General features: G+C 41.7%; 17 protein-coding genes. 4 read left to right on the plus strand and 13 right to left on the minus strand.

From position 1 onward, the window contains the following. Positions 1 to 110: 110 nt before the first annotated feature. The 3 genes from ACPBEH_RS01975 to aroD all read left to right on the plus strand — a co-directional run bounded on the left by ACPBEH_RS01975 (position 111) and on the right by aroD (position 2,539). Positions 111 to 935, plus strand: a complete 825-nt coding sequence (locus tag ACPBEH_RS01975; RefSeq protein ID WP_424349523.1) for an alpha/beta hydrolase — start codon at positions 111 to 113, stop codon at positions 933 to 935. Between the two features lie 144 nt (positions 936 to 1,079). Continuing rightward, positions 1,080 to 1,799 carry a hypothetical protein gene (locus ACPBEH_RS01980; protein WP_424349524.1) on the plus strand — a complete coding sequence of 240 codons (720 nt, stop codon included), beginning with the start codon at positions 1,080 to 1,082 and terminating at the stop codon, positions 1,797 to 1,799. 17 nt (positions 1,800 to 1,816) lie between these two features. Further along, entirely contained in the window at positions 1,817 to 2,539 is a 723-nt protein-coding gene (gene aroD / locus ACPBEH_RS01985; RefSeq protein ID WP_424349525.1) for a type I 3-dehydroquinate dehydratase, read from the plus strand. A 54-nt stretch (positions 2,540 to 2,593) separates the two neighbouring features. Here the strand turns inward: aroD and pepT are convergent, their stop codons facing one another. From pepT to ACPBEH_RS02000, 3 genes are read right to left on the minus strand one after another with little or no spacing between them, the layout of a single operon-like run. Next, entirely contained in the window at positions 2,594 to 3,835 is a 1,242-nt protein-coding gene (gene pepT / locus ACPBEH_RS01990) for a peptidase T (protein WP_424349526.1), read from the minus strand. Between the two features lie 44 nt (positions 3,836 to 3,879). Continuing rightward, complete coding sequence (locus ACPBEH_RS01995; RefSeq protein WP_424349527.1) at positions 3,880 to 5,013, minus strand: Nif3-like dinuclear metal center hexameric protein; 1,134 nt, start codon at positions 5,011 to 5,013, stop codon at positions 3,880 to 3,882. Next, a complete protein-coding gene (locus ACPBEH_RS02000) occupies positions 5,001 to 5,708 on the minus strand; it encodes a tRNA (adenine(22)-N(1))-methyltransferase (protein WP_424349528.1) in 708 nt (235 codons plus the stop codon). Before ACPBEH_RS02000 ends, ACPBEH_RS01995 begins: the two co-directional genes overlap by 13 nt. 200 nt (positions 5,709 to 5,908) lie before the next feature. On the opposite strand from ACPBEH_RS02000, the gene ACPBEH_RS02005 reads away from it, so the two are divergent. After that, positions 5,909 to 6,103, plus strand: a complete 195-nt coding sequence (locus ACPBEH_RS02005) for a hypothetical protein (protein ID WP_424349529.1) — start codon at positions 5,909 to 5,911, stop codon at positions 6,101 to 6,103. A 119-nt stretch (positions 6,104 to 6,222) separates the two neighbouring features. On the opposite strand, the gene rpoD is transcribed toward ACPBEH_RS02005, so the two are convergent. From rpoD to ACPBEH_RS02055, 10 genes are all read right to left on the minus strand, one after another. Further along, positions 6,223 to 7,332: an RNA polymerase sigma factor RpoD gene (rpoD, locus tag ACPBEH_RS02010; protein WP_011374586.1), complete on the minus strand. Its 1,110-nt coding sequence runs from the start codon at positions 7,330 to 7,332 to the stop codon at positions 6,223 to 6,225. Between the two features lie 23 nt (positions 7,333 to 7,355). Further along, on the minus strand, positions 7,356 to 9,239 hold the full coding sequence (dnaG, locus tag ACPBEH_RS02015; RefSeq protein ID WP_076632577.1) for a DNA primase: 1,884 nt from the start codon (positions 9,237 to 9,239) through the stop codon (positions 7,356 to 7,358). Positions 9,240 to 9,394: 155 nt separating this feature from the next. Continuing rightward, positions 9,395 to 9,757, minus strand: a complete 363-nt coding sequence (locus ACPBEH_RS02020; protein WP_424349530.1) for a DUF488 domain-containing protein — start codon at positions 9,755 to 9,757, stop codon at positions 9,395 to 9,397. Positions 9,758 to 9,781: 24 nt separating this feature from the next. Then, the gene (gene glyS, locus ACPBEH_RS02025) at positions 9,782 to 11,863 is read right to left on the minus strand and encodes a glycine--tRNA ligase subunit beta (RefSeq protein ID WP_424349531.1); all 2,082 of its coding nucleotides are present in this window, start codon (positions 11,861 to 11,863) and stop codon (positions 9,782 to 9,784) included. Further along, a complete protein-coding gene (gene glyQ / locus ACPBEH_RS02030) occupies positions 11,856 to 12,773 on the minus strand; it encodes a glycine--tRNA ligase subunit alpha (protein WP_104963952.1) in 918 nt (305 codons plus the stop codon). The genes glyS and glyQ overlap by 8 nt, the downstream gene beginning before the upstream one ends. A gap of 237 nt (positions 12,774 to 13,010) precedes the next feature. After that, complete coding sequence (gene recO, locus ACPBEH_RS02035; protein WP_424349532.1) at positions 13,011 to 13,829, minus strand: DNA repair protein RecO; 819 nt, start codon at positions 13,827 to 13,829, stop codon at positions 13,011 to 13,013. Positions 13,830 to 13,837: 8 nt separating this feature from the next. After that, on the minus strand, positions 13,838 to 14,740 hold the full coding sequence (era, locus tag ACPBEH_RS02040; protein ID WP_424349533.1) for a GTPase Era: 903 nt from the start codon (positions 14,738 to 14,740) through the stop codon (positions 13,838 to 13,840). A 35-nt stretch (positions 14,741 to 14,775) separates the two neighbouring features. Then, positions 14,776 to 15,177: a diacylglycerol kinase family protein gene (locus ACPBEH_RS02045; RefSeq protein ID WP_011374579.1), complete on the minus strand. Its 402-nt coding sequence runs from the start codon at positions 15,175 to 15,177 to the stop codon at positions 14,776 to 14,778. Then, positions 15,155 to 15,631 (minus strand): rRNA maturation RNase YbeY, encoded by a 477-nt coding sequence (gene ybeY / locus ACPBEH_RS02050; RefSeq protein WP_424349534.1) that lies wholly within the window; start codon positions 15,629 to 15,631, stop codon positions 15,155 to 15,157. The genes ACPBEH_RS02045 and ybeY overlap by 23 nt, the downstream gene beginning before the upstream one ends. 9 nt (positions 15,632 to 15,640) lie before the next feature. Further along, positions 15,641 to 16,549: a PhoH family protein gene (locus tag ACPBEH_RS02055; protein ID WP_424350046.1), complete on the minus strand. Its 909-nt coding sequence runs from the start codon at positions 16,547 to 16,549 to the stop codon at positions 15,641 to 15,643. Positions 16,550 to 16,579: the final 30 nt, after the last annotated feature.

Genomic DNA, 16,579 nt, shown 5'->3' on the forward strand with positions numbered 1-16,579 from the left:
AGCCTAAAATATAATTGCCCAATCGTATTGACAGGTGTTATTTATTTAAAGTAAAATGAGAATATCAACTGAAAGCGCTTCGCTTATTCAGAAAGAAAGGCTGTCTATCTATGCAAATTATGGAACAAACACTCTCAACGAATCACCAGGACTTTCAAGTTACAGCCTACTGGCTAGATTCCAATCAAGATTTTAATAACACCCGCTATCAACCAGTCGTAATTATCTGCCCAGGTGGCGGTTTTCGTTACCATTCAACGCGTGAAACAGAGCCGATTGTCTTAAAGGCATTGGCTGAAGGCTGTCACGCCGTTGTTTTACCTTACCAACTGATCGAACCCAACCAAACCGTTTATCCTACAGCACTCCAACAGCTGGCTAAAACGATTGAATGGATTACGGATCAATCAGATACTCAAAAAGTTGATCCCGAACGAATCATACTTATTGGTTTCTCAGCTGGCGGACATCTAGTGGCCACTTTTAACGGTGTTGCTACTAATCCTGAACTAAGTACGCAATATCAACTCGCCAGTTATCATGGTCATCACGCCGCTGTTATTTTAAGTTACCCGGTAATCGATTTGGACGCCGGATTCCCTAAAGAAGAGAGTGAAAAAAAACGAATTACAACCGACCAACAACTCTGGCATGCACAGGACACACTAACCAAGTGGGCCAAGCCGTGTTTCGTATGGCAAACCGCAACTGATGAACTCGTACCAGCCATCAATTCATTACTATACGTGACTGAATTAAATCGATTAAACATCACAACTGAATATCATTTATTCAGTGATGGCGTTCATGGCTTAGCACTGGCCAATAAAGTAACGCAACGTCCTGGTAAACCACAAGACATTAACGAGCCGGTCGCACAGTGGCTCCCACTTGCCTTAACTTGGCTCGCAGAAATCGATATTGCTCATCGCTAGAAATTTAGACGCTCACAAAAAGAGTTGGGATAAATCCCGGCTCTTTTTTTAATGTTAAGATTAAACTTTACTAATCTTTAAATTGCCTAATCCTATTAATTCCTCTAAAATAGTGACTAATGTTATTTAATAGCGAGGTCTAATATGAAAAAAGTGATTATTGGTTTCATCTTATTATTAAGTCTGATTTGCCTAACACCGACAGCTACCTACGCAAGAGCCGGTGGGGCTTCAGGTGGCGGTGGTGGTTCAACTTCTAGTGGCTCATTTGGTGGCAGCACAAGTACGACTACGGATAGAACGACCAACAATTATTATGGTCGCCGGGGTTACTACGGTCCCCGTAGTTTTCTAAACAACCTCGTTTTTGCAATCTTTTTTATCATCTCAGCATTCCTCATGATTATCCGCAAGAAACGCGACTGGCTGGCACGGCGACATGAACGTGCGCTAGCGCGAACCGTCACCATTGACGATGCAACCCGCGAACGTTTTGAAGAATGCTTCTACCAAATCGAAGCAGCTTGGACGACTAACGATCTCAGCTTAGTCGCACCATTAATGACCCCCCATTTTCAACGACAACAACAACGCATTTTAAATCGCTATCAACGTCAGCATAAACACAATCAATTGGAAAGTCTGACCATCATTTCAGAAGAATTGATTTTATCGGACAATCCAAACGTCCGTAAAGTCCTTGTAACGGCCCAAATGCGCGATTATTTCACTAATGACCGCTTATCAGACTCAGATAATGAAAAACGCCGTGAAGTAACTTATATCGAGCGTTTTAGTGAAATATGGGAATTTAAACAAGTTGACGGGCAATACCTTGTCAACCACATCGATCAATCTCTTTAAGAAAGTGAGTTTTTGAAATGCATCTCGAGTTTACTACTGGGCAGCCCCAAACGGCCGTTTCGCTCATGCCACGCCATTTAGATGACTGCCTGCACGAATTAACCCTTATCAACCAAAAAAAAGACGCCATCGATATTCTTGAATGGCGCCTTGATTATTGGCAAGACCCTGCCCAACTATTGACGGCTGCTGAAAAAATCACCGCGCTTGATTTACCCCTAATTTTAACGGTTAGAACCACTAACGATGGTGGCTTAGCATCAGCTCAAGACTACCTCACCTACTACGCTCCCTTGATCAAAGCCCATATTGGTCAAGCAATCGATTTAGAGTGGTCACTAGCAACAGACCAACGTCATCAATTGGCTGAATTAGCCCATCAACAGCATTACCAAGTGCTTTTAAGTCATCATGACACTGTTCAAACACCCGACAATGATGCCTTACGCACGCAACTCTTAGCCATGCAAGCCGATCCGGATGCGGACCTCTTGAAGTTAGCGACGACGGCTCAATCACCAGCAGACACAACCCGCTTGTTAGCAGCCACTCAAAGTTTTACACATCAATTCGATAAACCATTGACGACAATGGCAATGTCTGAATTTGGTGTCGCCTCACGAATCTTTGGTGGTCAATTTGGCTCAGCTATCAGTTTTGGTTATCTCGAAACACCTAGCGCGCCCGGCCAACTACCAATTGAGCAACTAAAAGGTTTATTGACAACTAATCAAGCTTAAATTAAGCATAAAAAGAGCCCAACAAATTGAATTGTTGGACTCTTTTTTATATCTTTAGTTTCTTTCAACGTTTAATTCGTTCATCTTAATCATTGTATCAACCGCTTTTTCCATCGTTTGAACTGAAACGAATTCGTAGCGACCGTGCATATTTTCAGCACCAGCAAAGATATTTGGTGTTGGAATTCCCATGAATGAAATCTTAGAACCATCTGTCCCACCACGTACGGGTTCGATTAATGGTTTGATGTCGATTGCTTCCATAGCGTCCTTAGCCAAATCAACAACATCCATGTGGTCTTTTAAGACTTCTGCCATGTTGTAATATTGATCTTTAATTGTTGCTTTAACGCGACCTTCACCATATTTAGCGTTCATGTCTTCAGCCACTTTAGCAGCGAATGCTTTACGAGCTTCTAAACCATCGCGATCAAAATCACGGATGATATAGGCCATGTGTGCTTCATCAACAGTACCGTCTAAGCTTAATAAGTGATAGAAACCTTGACGACCATCTGTTTTTTCAGGCACTTCATCGCGTGGGAAAGCATCTTGGAAATCAACAGCAACTTGTAAAGCGTTGATCATGATGTCTTTAGCCTCACTAGGATGTACGTTTTTACCTTGAATATCAACCTTCATTGCAGCTGCATTAAATGTTTCATATTCAAGTTGACCAATTGGGCCGCCATCCATTGTATAAGCAAAGTCTGTTGCAAAATCTTCAGCATCGAAGTGATCAGCACCTGTGCCGATTTCTTCATCTGGTCCTAAACCAATCTTGATGTCGCCATGTTTGATTTCAGGATGTTGGATGAAGTAATCCATCGCTGTAATGATTTCAGCAACCCCAGATTTATCATCTGAACCTAATAATGTTGAGCCGTCTGTTGTAATTAATGTTTGGCCCTTGTAGTTTTTCATGTTAGGGAATTCTTTAGGATCTAAAACAAATTGACCAGCTTCGTCTAATTTAATAATTGATTCGCCATCATAATTTTCAATTGTTTGGGGATTAACACCCTTGGCATTGAAATCTGCTGTATCAACGTGTGATAAAAAGCCCATTGTTGGGACTTTTTTATCGATATTACTTGGTAATAACGCTGTGACATAGCCGTTTTTTTCGTTATACTTAACGTCGCTTAAGCCGATTTCTTTCAAGTCATCCATCAATTTGTGTAAGAAAACCACTTGTGTTTGTGTTGAAGGAATCGTCGTCGCATTTTCGTCTGAACGAGTTTCTGTTGTGATATATTCTAGAAAACGCGGAATTAATTTTTCATATTTAGCCATGGTGAAGCCTCCTAGATATTATTTAATACTAATTCTATTCTAACCTACTTCGCATTAAAAATAAATGTAAACGGATCAGTTTTTTGCTGAGATTTAATAAAAGTAACTTGCCAATCGTTTATTTGACGCCATTCTTCAAATAACGCAGTCATCTTAGTCTTCACAATGCTTTCAATATGATGACCAGGATCGATAACAGATAATCCGGCCGCTAACATGTCATGGCCTGTATGATAATAAACGTCACCAGTAATATACAAATCAGCCTTAGCCTGCAAAGCAGCTGGGAAGAACTTACCACCATCACCGCCAACTAGTGCGACTGTTTCAACTACTTTATCAGGTTCATTTGAAATTAAACGGAGACCGGTTAAATTAAACGTTTCGCAAACAAATTGGGCGTAATCCCGGACTGTCATTGGTTGATCAACTTGACCAATACGCCCGATTCCGATAGGTTGTTGTTGATTAGCCAATGGGATTAAATCATACGCTGGTTCTTCGTAAGGATGCACCGCAAGCATCGCTTTTAACACACGATTCTTTTTAACCGCTGGTAGAATAACCTCGATCTTAACCTCAGCAACCGCTTCTGGTTGTCCCGCTTGACCAATAAACGGATCAGCCGCAACTTGTGGTTCAAAACGACCAGTGCCTTCAGCGCTAAAACTGCAGTTTTGATAATTTCCTAATTCACCAGCACCAGCCTGCCCTAACGCTTGGCGTACCACATCCGCATGTGTTTCAGGTACGAAAACAGCTAGTTTCATTAATGGTTCATAATCAGTGACATTGAACGGTTGCACATTTTTAAGTGCTAACGCTGCTGCCAACCAATCATTTATGCCACCTTGCGCCTTATCAAGGTTAGTATGGGCTGCATAGACCGTCATATCATGCGTCAGTATATCAGCGTACATCTTATTTTGCGGATCACTTAGATCAAGATTGCGTGCAGGTCGGAACATCACTGGGTGGTGGGCAAAAATAAAATCAACCTCGTTATCAATCGCTTCTTGGACCACTTCCGGCCGAACATCTAATGTGACGAGTACTTTTTTAACCACCTTATCACGACGACCAATTTGAAAACCAGTTGGATCATTACCCTCTTTAAGCGCTAATGGCGCATAATCTTCAATCGCCGCAATCAAGTCACTTGCGATTAATTGTCCCATGTTTGAACCTCCTCAATTAATTGAATTTCATGTTGAACTGTAGCAATTTTTTCAGTTGGCGTGACCTGAGCACCTTGAAGTTGATCCAATAAATGACGTTTCTTATTTAATAAAGTTGACCATTTCAATTGGAAATCTGCCGGTTGACGGCGTCGTAAAATTGGGCCGAATACTAAGTCAGCTTCGTCGAGTTCAACAGCCTCAGTTCTTGGTTCACCAACGATGACTTCGTAAATATGACCGTCTTCAGCAACGATTGCTTCTTCTACAATTGCGTAGTGGTGATTCATTAACCATTCCCGGACGGTGGGTTCCATAATATTAGGTTGTAGGACTAACCGTTCGTGCCCGTTTAGATGTGCTAAGCCACGTTCCAATATTTCAGTAATCAATAGACCACCCATCCCCGCAATCACAATACAGGTGACTTGGTCTTCTTCGGGGTTAAGCACTTCGACACCATCACCTAACCGGACTTGAATTTGGTCCTCTAAGTGCCATTGGATCACATGTGTTTGGGTTGATTCAAAAGGTCCAGCAACCACTTCACCCGCGATGGCCCCCTTTAATCGTTTTTGCTCTGTGAGCCAGATTGGTAAATAAGCATGATCTGAGCCGATATCAGCAACGATGCTATCTTGTGGGACGAACTGCGCAACTGCAGCTAAACGTTTCGATAAATTAATTGGTGACAAAAATAAAACTCCATTCTAGAAACTTTGATTGTTACAGTTAGTATACCAAATTTTGAGCGTCAAAGCAGACAAAGCTTTCATCAGTCCATTGTCTCATTATGAATATTGATTGTCGTTAAAGGTTGCATAATCATCCTATCCGTTCTATACTCTAGTCAAGCGAAAGAAAGCGCTTTAAATAGCAATTTGGAGGTTTTTCTATGTCTCTCTTCTTAAGTGTCGTCCTTTTAATGCTTGGTCTCTATCAGGTTTTCGCAACTTTAAATACTTTCAAGTATTTGAAGACAGAGGCTAATCACAATGTTTCGTACTTCATGCCAATTGCTCTGTACTCAGGAGGCTTAATGGCACTCATGATGATTGGCTTTGGATTATGGGGCATTTTCAATCTTTAGCAAACGCTCTATCAGTGTCTTTAATATTGAAAGATACATCTAGTTGACATAAGATTTATTATTTGAAGTATTGTCCAAATTAAAAACGGCCATCTTTTTAGATGACCGTTTTTTTGAATTTATTCTAAAAAGTCTTTTAATTGTTTTGAACGTGATGGGTGGCGGAGTTTCCGCAATGCTTTGGCTTCGATTTGACGAATCCGTTCACGCGTGACACCAAAGACCTTACCCACTTCTTCTAACGTCCGTGTCCGACCATCATCAAGACCGAAACGTAAACGTAAGACGTTTTCTTCACGATCTGTTAAGGTGTCTAGGACACTTTCTAATTGTTCTTTCAACAATTCATAAGAAGCATGTTCTTCAGGACTAGTTGCATCTTGATCTTCGATAAAATCGCCTAAGTGTGAGTCGTCCTCTTCACCGATTGGGGTTTCAAGGGAAACTGGTTCTTGTGCAATCTTCAAGATTTCACGCACCTTATCCGTGTTCATATCCATTTCAGCCCCAATTTCTTCAGGCGTTGGTTCGCGCCCTAAATCTTGGAGTAATTGACGTTGAATCCGGATTAACTTGTTAATCGTTTCAACCATGTGAACTGGAATCCGAATTGTCCGAGCTTGATCGGCAATCGCACGCGTAATCGCTTGACGGATCCACCATGTAGCGTAAGTTGAGAACTTGAACCCTTTACGGTGATCAAATTTTTCAACAGCCTTCATCAAGCCCATGTTCCCTTCTTGGATTAAATCCAAGAATTGCATGCCCCGACCGACATACCGTTTAGCGATTGAGACCACCAAACGTAAGTTAGCTTCGGCAAGACGTTGTTTAGCTTCTTGATCACCTTGTTCGATTCTCAAGGCTAAGTCAACTTCTTGTTGCGCATTTAAAAGAGAAACACGGCCGATTTCCTTAAGATACATCCGAACAGGATCATTGATTTTGATCCCAGTTGGTGCAGACATATCTTTTAATTCTTTAGCAGAAACTTTTTCTTTTTTTAGTGTGGCAGCGCTTGGGTTACCATCTTCATCGACGATCCCAATCCCGTGATCTTCCACTTGTTGCATTAATTCATTGATTTCATCTGCTTCAAGTGCAAATGGTTTAACGATTTTTGCCACTAATTCATCATTGGTGATTTCTTTTTTGGGTTTGTATTCCTTAATTAAGGCCTTAACCGCAGTGTCTAATTTCTTCGTATCAGCTTTTTTATTGTCAGCCATTCAGAAACCTCCTAGTTAATATCTCATTTCATTTGCGAAACAAGTTGTATCACTTCATTAGTTAACCGTAGTTCCTCACTATGATTGCCTAATTTAGTTGCCTCTTTTAAGGCGATTTTTGCTTCTTTTAAACGTTCCTGAATCGAATTTTGCCCGATGACCGCCAAACAATCGTTCAACGCTTCTTGATTAGCCTCTTCAGGTAAATCAAGAAGATCAATCTGAACGACTAGTTCCTGCAAGTCATCTGGAATATAACTCGTGAAACCCGCTATATCAGCCGGTTGCCCTTCTGCGATGAAGGACCGCCATAACTCATATAAGAGTTGATACGGGGTGTGCACAAAGCTAAAATCGGCATTATTTTCGAGTTGTAAACGCACATCTTCGTTATGAATCAGCATGTGCAAAATTTCTTGCTCAGCATGCTCAATCCGCGTCAACCGTTTAGGTTGTCGCTTGGGCGCAATCGTCCGTGGATCGCCAAAAGCCCCAGCCATTTCTTCTGGCGGTAGCGGTGGTGCCTGAAAATCATCAAAGTATGGCGGTGCTTCCGGTTGTCCCACCTGATTGATGGGGACTTGCGTGGCATGTTTAACCCGCACCGTTTGTAACTGCCGCTTCAATGTATCCAGTGTAATCCCGCTATCGGCTTCGACCTGTTTCAAGTAAACTTCGATTGCTAAAGGCGACTCAACACGTGCAACAACTTCTAATGCTTGTTGAACATAATCAAGCTGATCCTTCTCGTTATCGAGGTTTAACCCTTGTTTCAAGTAACGCAATTCGAACGCAATCGGTGTTTCCGTCCCATTTTGCAAGGTTTCCTTAAATTGCGGGCCACCATATTGGCGGACATACTCATCCGGATCGACGCCGCCCGGTAAGACGACGACGCTCAATTCAAGTGTCGTATGCTGTTGCAATAGGTTAATCGCCCGTTTCATCGCTTCAATCCCGGGTTGATCCCCATCATAACACACCACTAATTCCTGCGCCTGTTGCGCTAGCAGATTCAACTGCTCGGTGGTCAAACTCGTGCCCATTGACGCGACACCATTGACGACATCCGCCGAATAGGCTGCAATCACATCCATAAAGCCTTCAAAAAGATAAACTTTTTTGGATTGATGAATGGTTTGTTTAGCCAAATCATAGTTAAACAGTACTTTCCGCTTATTAAAAATCACAGTTTCAGGACTATTTAAATATTTTGGTTGATCCGGCTGTTTGGTTAAGACCCGCCCGGAAAAGGCGATGACCTCACCCTGCGCATTTCGAATTGGGAACATTACCCGCCCAGAAAAACGATCGTGTAACTTACCCGTTTGTGTTTCAATAAACAATCCGGATTGGCGCAATACCTGATAAGGAATATCCTTATTCTGGAAAAACGTCAACAATAAATCTGATTGATCCGGTAAATAACCAATACTAAATGTCTCAATTAACGCATCGGTCATCTGTCGTTCGTGTAAATAATCAAGCGCTGGTTGCCCAGCCACCGTACTAGTTAAAATATGCTTAAACAGTTCGTTGGCTTGTTGATAGAGTTGCTTAAACTGCGTAACCTCGCTTGATTCGCGATGAACAGCAGTTGGCTTATAACTATCCGCCAATGTCACTCCAGCAAAATCTGCGACCTTCGTCAGTGCTTCTGGAAAACTAATTTGTTCCAATTCCATCAAGAACTTGAAGACGTTCCCCCCGCGACCGCAAGAAAAACAATGAAAAATCTGTTTCTCTTCACTCACGGAAAACGATGGTGTCTTCTCATCATGAAAAGGACAAACACCAAATAAGTTCTTGCCGGCTTTCTTGAGTTGAACGTATTGACCAACAACATCAACAATATTAGTCTGGCTCCGAATCTCATCGATGACTTCGTTCGGAATCTTACCCGCCATTGGTCTCACCTCACAATTCACTTCAATTTGTACTAAGACTGTAAAAGCCGCACCTCACAATGAAATGCGACTCTTAGGATTATCAGCACAAAAATACACTATACATCATATCACCATTTAGGTGTAGTTGCAAATAAATATAACAAACATTTTTATTACTTGTCAAGCGTCTTTTTTAAAAGTGCCATTAAAATCACAACGTGGTTATATTGCGGATCTTTAGCCGCGTAGACGAGCGTCACATTACCAAGCGCTAATTGATGCTGCACTAAGTGACAGAATTCTGGCCAGGCCGGATTAGTAGCAATTTCAGCGAGATACTTTTCTTTAAAAACGGGAAACTTAGCTGGTTCATGACCAAACCACTTCCGCAAGTCAGTGGTGGGTGTCATTTCTTTAGCCCACGTCTCAATCGCGGCGCGTTCTTTTGAAATCCCCCGTGGCCAAATTCGATCAACCAAGATCCGACAACCGTCAGAATCAGCGGCTGCTTCATAAACCCGTTTCATTTGTAACATGTTTATTATCCCCTTTTGAATTGCTTATTTAACAATCAATTCGTTTAAATCGCCTAAGCTAAGCGCGATTTGAGCGATAATCATGAGTTGTGTCAAACGATTACGACGAACGGCTTCATCTTCAGCCATTACCATTGTGGCATCGAAGTAAGCTTCAATTAATGGTCGTAGTGTTTGTAACGCGGCATAATTTTCAGCTAACGTATTTGTCGCTGTTGCGCCACGTAAGTCTTCGACTGCTGTATAAAGTACTCTTTCAGCATCGTTTTCAAATAACGCTGGATCAACCGTTAAATCAGTTGTTTCAAAGTCAACTTTTTCAGCTAAACGTAAGACACGCGTGATAGCTTCAATTGTTGCCTTGAAATCAGCATCATCTTGATGTGCTGAGAGCACTTTAGCGGCTTCAAACATCACAACTGGGTCTTGCCCTTGGTTTTTCAAGACAGCGTCGACGATGTCTCGACGAACCTTAGGACGCATCCCGTTAAAGCGTTGACGAACACGATCCGTTAAGAAATCGCTGATGGCAGCTGCATTGGCTGACCAATCTAGATCGAAATCGGCTTGTTGCTTAACAATGTCGCTCATAGCTGCTTGGAAATCAGCCATTGGGAAGTGCCAGTCTTGGTTTTCTAAGATCCGAACAATTCCGTAAGCTTGACGACGCAATGCATATGGATCGTTTGAACCACTAGGAATCATCCCGACAGCGAAGAAATCAGCCATACTATCGAACTTATCAGCAATTGCTAAAACAGCACCGACTTTCGTTGCAGGTAAGGCGCCTTCTGCACTGATTGGCATGTAATGTTCACGAACAGCAGTCGCAACAGCAGGTGTTTCGCCTTGTAATAGCGCGTATTTTTCCCCCATCACACCTTGTAATTCAGCAAATTCGCCGACCATGCCGGTTACTAAATCGAATTTATAGATGTCGCTAGCACGTTGTAAATCAACTAATTCAGCTTCAGATAAACCGAATTTTTGACCTAAGAATTGAGCGATTAAACCAACACGGGTCATCTTTTCAGCAAGGCTCCCAATTTTATCGTGGAAAGAAACGTTTTGTAACTTAGCGACGTTTTCAGCGATGGTTACTTTTTGATCTTCATGGTAGAAGAAATCAGCATCTTCTAAACGCGCTGTAAGGACTTTTTCGTTCCCTGCGATCACATTTTCCATGAAAGCGTCGTTCCCATTACGAACGCCGATAAAGACTGGTAATAAATCACCAGCTTGGCTCCGTGCATAGAAGTAACGTTGGTTATCCTTCATTGAAGTGATGAGCACTTCTTCTGGAATTTCAAGGTATTTAGCATCAAATTGACCGTAAAAAGCGGTTGGCCATTCAACTAAGTTCGTCACTTCTTCTAATAAGTTAGCGTCTAAATCAACTTGCCAGTCATTTTCTTGCGCCATTTTTTCGATTTGCGTTTGAATTAAGTTTTGGCGTTTAGCTTCATCAGCAATCACGAATTGTGCTTCAAGGGCTGCTTCATAGTCAGTTGCTTTAGCCAAAGTCACTTCTTGGCCTAAGAAACGGTGACCTTGCGTTGTCCGACCGGTTGTGACGTTTAGAATACTAAAGTCGATAACTTCATCATCTAATAGCGCAATAATCCAGTGAATTGGGCGAATGTATTCGAAATCGTAATCGGCCCAGTGCATCCGTGTTGGGAAGGTCATCGCCATAATGACGGCTTTTAATTCAGGTAAAATGGCTTCAACGGGTTTGCCGATGATTGATTTTTCAACATAGACGTATTCAACGCCCTTTAATTCTTTAAAAGTAATGTCGTCCGTTGTTAAGCCTTGGCCCCGAACGAAGCCTTGGGCTGCTTTACTCCAGTTACCTTCTGCATCGAGGGCAATCTTTTTAGCAGGGCCCTTTGCTTCTTCGTGAATGTCGGCTTGCTTGTCAGCTAAGTTTTCAATCAAAATTGCAAGACGCCGTGGTGTGGCATAAGTTTTTAATTGACCAAATTCAAGATGTTGTTCTTCTAAGAAGTCCCGCACCCGTTTTTCTAATTGTTGGATACTTGGCATCACAACGTGGGCTGGCATTTCTTCCAAGCCAATTTCTAATAAGAATGGTTTAGTCATGATCTACGACCTCCGTTTTTGCTTCTTGTGCATGTTTTAATAGTGGGAATCCGCGTTTTTCACGTTCAGCGACGAATGCTTGCGCGATTGAATGTGCCATCCGACGAATGCGTGACAAGTAGCCGGCCCGTTCTGTAACGGAAACAGCACCGTGTGCATCCAATAAGTTAAAGGTATGGCTACATTTCAAGACGTAATCGTAAGCTGGGTGAACAAGACCTAAATCGATTAAACGTTTGGCTTCTGTTTCGTATTCATCAAAGAATTTCAAAAGCATTTCTTGATTACTATCTTCAAAGGCGTATTTTGAGTGTTCATATTCTGGTTCTTTGAAAATATCACCGTATAAAACACCGTTACCCCATTCAAGATCAAAAACATTATCAACATCTTGAATGTAAGAAGCGAGCCGTTCAACACCGTATGTGATTTCGCTTGTGACAGGGTCACATTGCAAACCACCAACTTGTTGGAAGTATGTGAATTGTGTGACTTCCATTCCGTCTAACCAAACTTCCCAACCAACACCGGCACAGCCCATTGAGGGGTTTTCCCAGTTATCTTCAACAAAACGGATATCATGTTCTAAAGGATCGATTCCTAAGGCCCGTAAACTATCCAAATAAAATTCTTGAATGTTTAAAGGCGCTGGTTTCATAATCACTTGGAATTGGTGATGTTGGAATAAACGGTTAGGATTTTCACCATACCGGCCATCCGCTGGGCGCCGTGAGGGTTCCACGTAAGCGGCATTCCATGGCTCTGGTCCAATTGCCCGTAAGAACGTATAAGGGCTCATTGTGCCGGCCCCTTTTTCTGTATCATAAGCTTGCATCAACATACAGCCTTTTTCAGACCAAAAACGCTGTAAGGTTAAAATCATTTCTTGAACATTCAACTTTTTAACCATTTCAATTCCTCTTTTCCGTTATTTGCGCATAAAAAAAGCCTATGCGACAGTTAGTCACATAGGGACGATTTCTCGCGGTTCCACCCTACTTCAGCTCAAAGCGAGCTGCTGCTTCATTGGTATGACTCCGAAATGCCAATCCACTTAAAACTTGTTCTAGTTCTCACTCACCTAGAATCACTGTCTGACCGTTTTAAGGGACCCTTTTCTTCAACGTCTATTAAGTTGATTACTATTTTAGTCGTCTTTTGGTGTGCTGTCAATTTCTGACGACACTTTTTTTAATTGTGGTAATTGACTATCAAAACTGTACATCTTGTCGATGAATTGCTTACTCTTCAATGACAGGCCCACAGTATCTTGATAGAGTCGGTCAATAATCATTTTGAGTTCGACCTGAGTGGCTTTCTTCACGTTCACCGATTGAATTTTAAACAGATCAATCACGGAAAACAACCGGAGGTAATAGATTGCCCGCTGACTACTATGGAAACGATTGGGATCTAAATGCCAATGACGTTGGCACAAAAGCCCCCCGTAACTCTCAGAGTAATCAAACGCTAAATCGGTTCGGCCACAAACGGCACATCCTTGTAATTGCGGCTGCACACCAAACACCTGCAGTAATTGAATTTCGATAATATGGGTAATCATCGCGGCATCAAAGCCTTCATCAATCAGATTTAACGCCTGTTCAACCTTATCATACCAGATGCCTAATGGTTCGCTGTCCGGAAAGCCGACATCAATTAAGTTAAGGATATAAGTCGCATAAGCATTTAAAAATAAATCCTGACTGATCGTTTGAAATTGCGTGGCTGACTTCACATTATTCAAAAATGATAAGCCATCATCGCGAATATCGCCGCCATATTCGGCCTGTGTAAACGGTAAAATAGCCGCACTCAGACGAAACTTAGGTTTATTGGCCCCACGCAGATAAAACATTTTCTTGCCAAAACGATCCGTTAGAATCTTAACCAACATATCTTTTTCTTTGTAATTCTTTCGATACATCACTAGACCGTTAAAGTCTTCGAATCGATGTTCCGCCATCTTAAAGCCTACAATCTCTTTTTATTGTAACCAAATTCACGGAGATATTGGTTATTATCACGCCAGTTCTTTTGAATCTTAACCCAAAGCTTCAAGTTAACCTTTTCGCCTAAAAGAGCTTCGATTTCGCGACGTGAACGAATCCCGATTTCTTTGATAATTGAACCTTTTTGTCCGATGATAATCCGTTTTTGACCATCACGTTCAACAATGATGTTGGCTTCAATTTGAAGTTTATCATTGACGCGGTCTTTCATTCGTTCAACCACAACGGCTACTGAATGTGGCACTTCTTCGTGGGTTAATTCCAGAATTTTTTCGCGGATTAATTCACCAACAACGAAATATTCTGGGTGATCTGTTAATTGATCTTCAGGATAGTATTGTGGGCCTTCTGGCAATGTTAATTCAAGTTCTTTCAACATTTCTGGCACGTTATTGCCTTCCAATGCTGAGATTGGGTAAACAGCCTTGAAGTCCAATTCATGACGATATTGTTCGATCATTGGTAATAAATCATCTGGGTGAATGGCATCAATTTTGTTAACAACCAAATAAACGGGTTTCTTAACGTTCTTAAGTTGATCCATGATGTATTGATCACCAGGGCCCTTCTTATCAACGCCACTAATCATGAATAAAATCGCATCCACTTCATTAAATGTTGAAAGCGCTGCTTGATCCATGTATTCGTCTAATTCGTTATGTGGTTTATGAATCCCAGGTGTATCAACGAACACGATTTGTGCGTTGTCATCCGTATAAATCCCTTGAATCTTATTCCGAGTTGTTTGTGCTTTTGATGACATGATGGCGATTTTTTCACCGATCATTCGATTCATAAATGTTGATTTCCCAACGTTTGGTCGGCCAACAATGGCCACAAAGCCTGAGCGATAAGTATCTGACATAATAGTCCCCTTTTTTAAATCTCAATTAATTTCTTTTAAAAATAATAAAGCACCGCGTGTCCAAAAACGACACAACCGATAATCACAGCTAAACACGCGCCAATTAAAACACTACCAGCACTGATATCCTTAATCTTCTTCGCCAGTGGATGAAACTGTCGATCAACCAATAAGTCGACAAAGTGTTCCATCACGGTATTCCAAAATTCAGCCAGCAACACCATAAAAATCGCTAAAATCAAAAATAGCCAATCTAGATAGTGTAATCGGGCAAAATAACCGGCTACTAGCACGACCATCGCAATCACAAAATCACGTCTCAGGTTAGCTTCTTCCTTAAAAGCGGTGATAATCCCATCTAAAGCGTGATGTGTCGATTGATTAAAATTACGATTTTTATCCGTCTGCGTCTTTTTAGCGTTTGAGTCCGAATTCATCTAAGATAGTCTCCTGTAAAGGAATCATTTTAACTTCGTCTTCAGTATGGATATGATCATAGCCATTCAAATGAAGGAAACCATGAACCATCGTATACCCTAATTCACGTTCAAATGAATGTCCGTAAGTTTCAGCTTGTTCAGCGGCTTTTTCTAATGAAACAAATAAGTCGCCAATATTCTTAGGAATATCAAACAATTCTTCAAAGTTGGCAGGTAAGCCTTCTTCTTCAGGATCTTCTTCAATTGCAAAACTGATAACATCAGTCGCACGATCCGTATTACGGTATTCTTGATTAATTTGGCGAATGCGTTCGTTAGTTACAAATGTTACTGACATTTCTGTATCTTCAGCTAATTCAAGCTTTTGACCAGCAAACTCTAATACATCTTTCACCAATTTAATTTGTGCTTCTGGTACAATTTTTGTTTCATCGATGATTTGAATATCCATTCATTCGTCCTACTTTCTCGTCTTATCCATTGCCGCATAGGCATTAATAATTCTCGCGACAACTGGGTGCCGAACAACATCTTCCGCACTAAATTGCACAAAGTTAATTTTAGGAATGTCGCGCAAAATTTGTTCCGCTTGTACTAACCCACTCTGGGTTTTATTAGGTAAATCAATTTGGCTGATATCGCCATTAACAATCATTTTAGAATTAAAACCTAACCGCGTTAAAAACATCTTCATCTGAGCAGGTGTCGTATTTTGGGCCTCATCTAAAATAACGAAAGCTTCTTCCAGCGTCCGACCCCGCATATACGCAAGTGGCGCAATTTCAATGACCCCACGGTCCATTAGTCGTTCCGTATGTTCCTTACCCAACACCGCATAAAGCGCGTCGTAAATGGGTCGTAAATAAGGATCAACCTTTTCTTTTAGATCACCTGGTAAAAAGCCGAGACTTTCACCGGCTTCAACCGCTGGCCGCGTTAGAATAATGCGTTCAACCGTTCCTTTTTTTAAAGCGGCAATCGCCATGACGACTGCTAAGAACGTTTTACCGGTTCCGGCAGGCCCAATGCCAAACGTCACATCATTGTGGCGAATCGCATCGATATATTGCCGTTGTCCAAACGTTTTAACACGAATTGGTTGGCCTTTGCGGTCATTGATGAGCGGTTCAGTATAAAGGGCCTCAAATTGATTTAACGTCCCTTTGAGCGCCATTTTCGTCGCACTGACTACGTCTGTCTCCTTGAGGATCACACCGTGTTGTAATAACGCGACTAGACTCTCTAAAACCGCGTTCGCTTGTCTTAACCCCGGTTGAGTCCCCCGAATCGTAATATGATCATCAAACGCAATCAATTCAACGGTTAGACTTTCTTCAATGATTTTTAAAAAGTGATCGTGTGCACCCATTAAAGCAGCCGCCAAATTAGGCGTTGCTAA

The sequence above is a fragment of the Latilactobacillus parasakei genome (assembly GCF_049674265.1).
Classification (GTDB): Bacteria; Bacillota; Bacilli; order Lactobacillales; family Lactobacillaceae; genus Latilactobacillus; species Latilactobacillus sakei.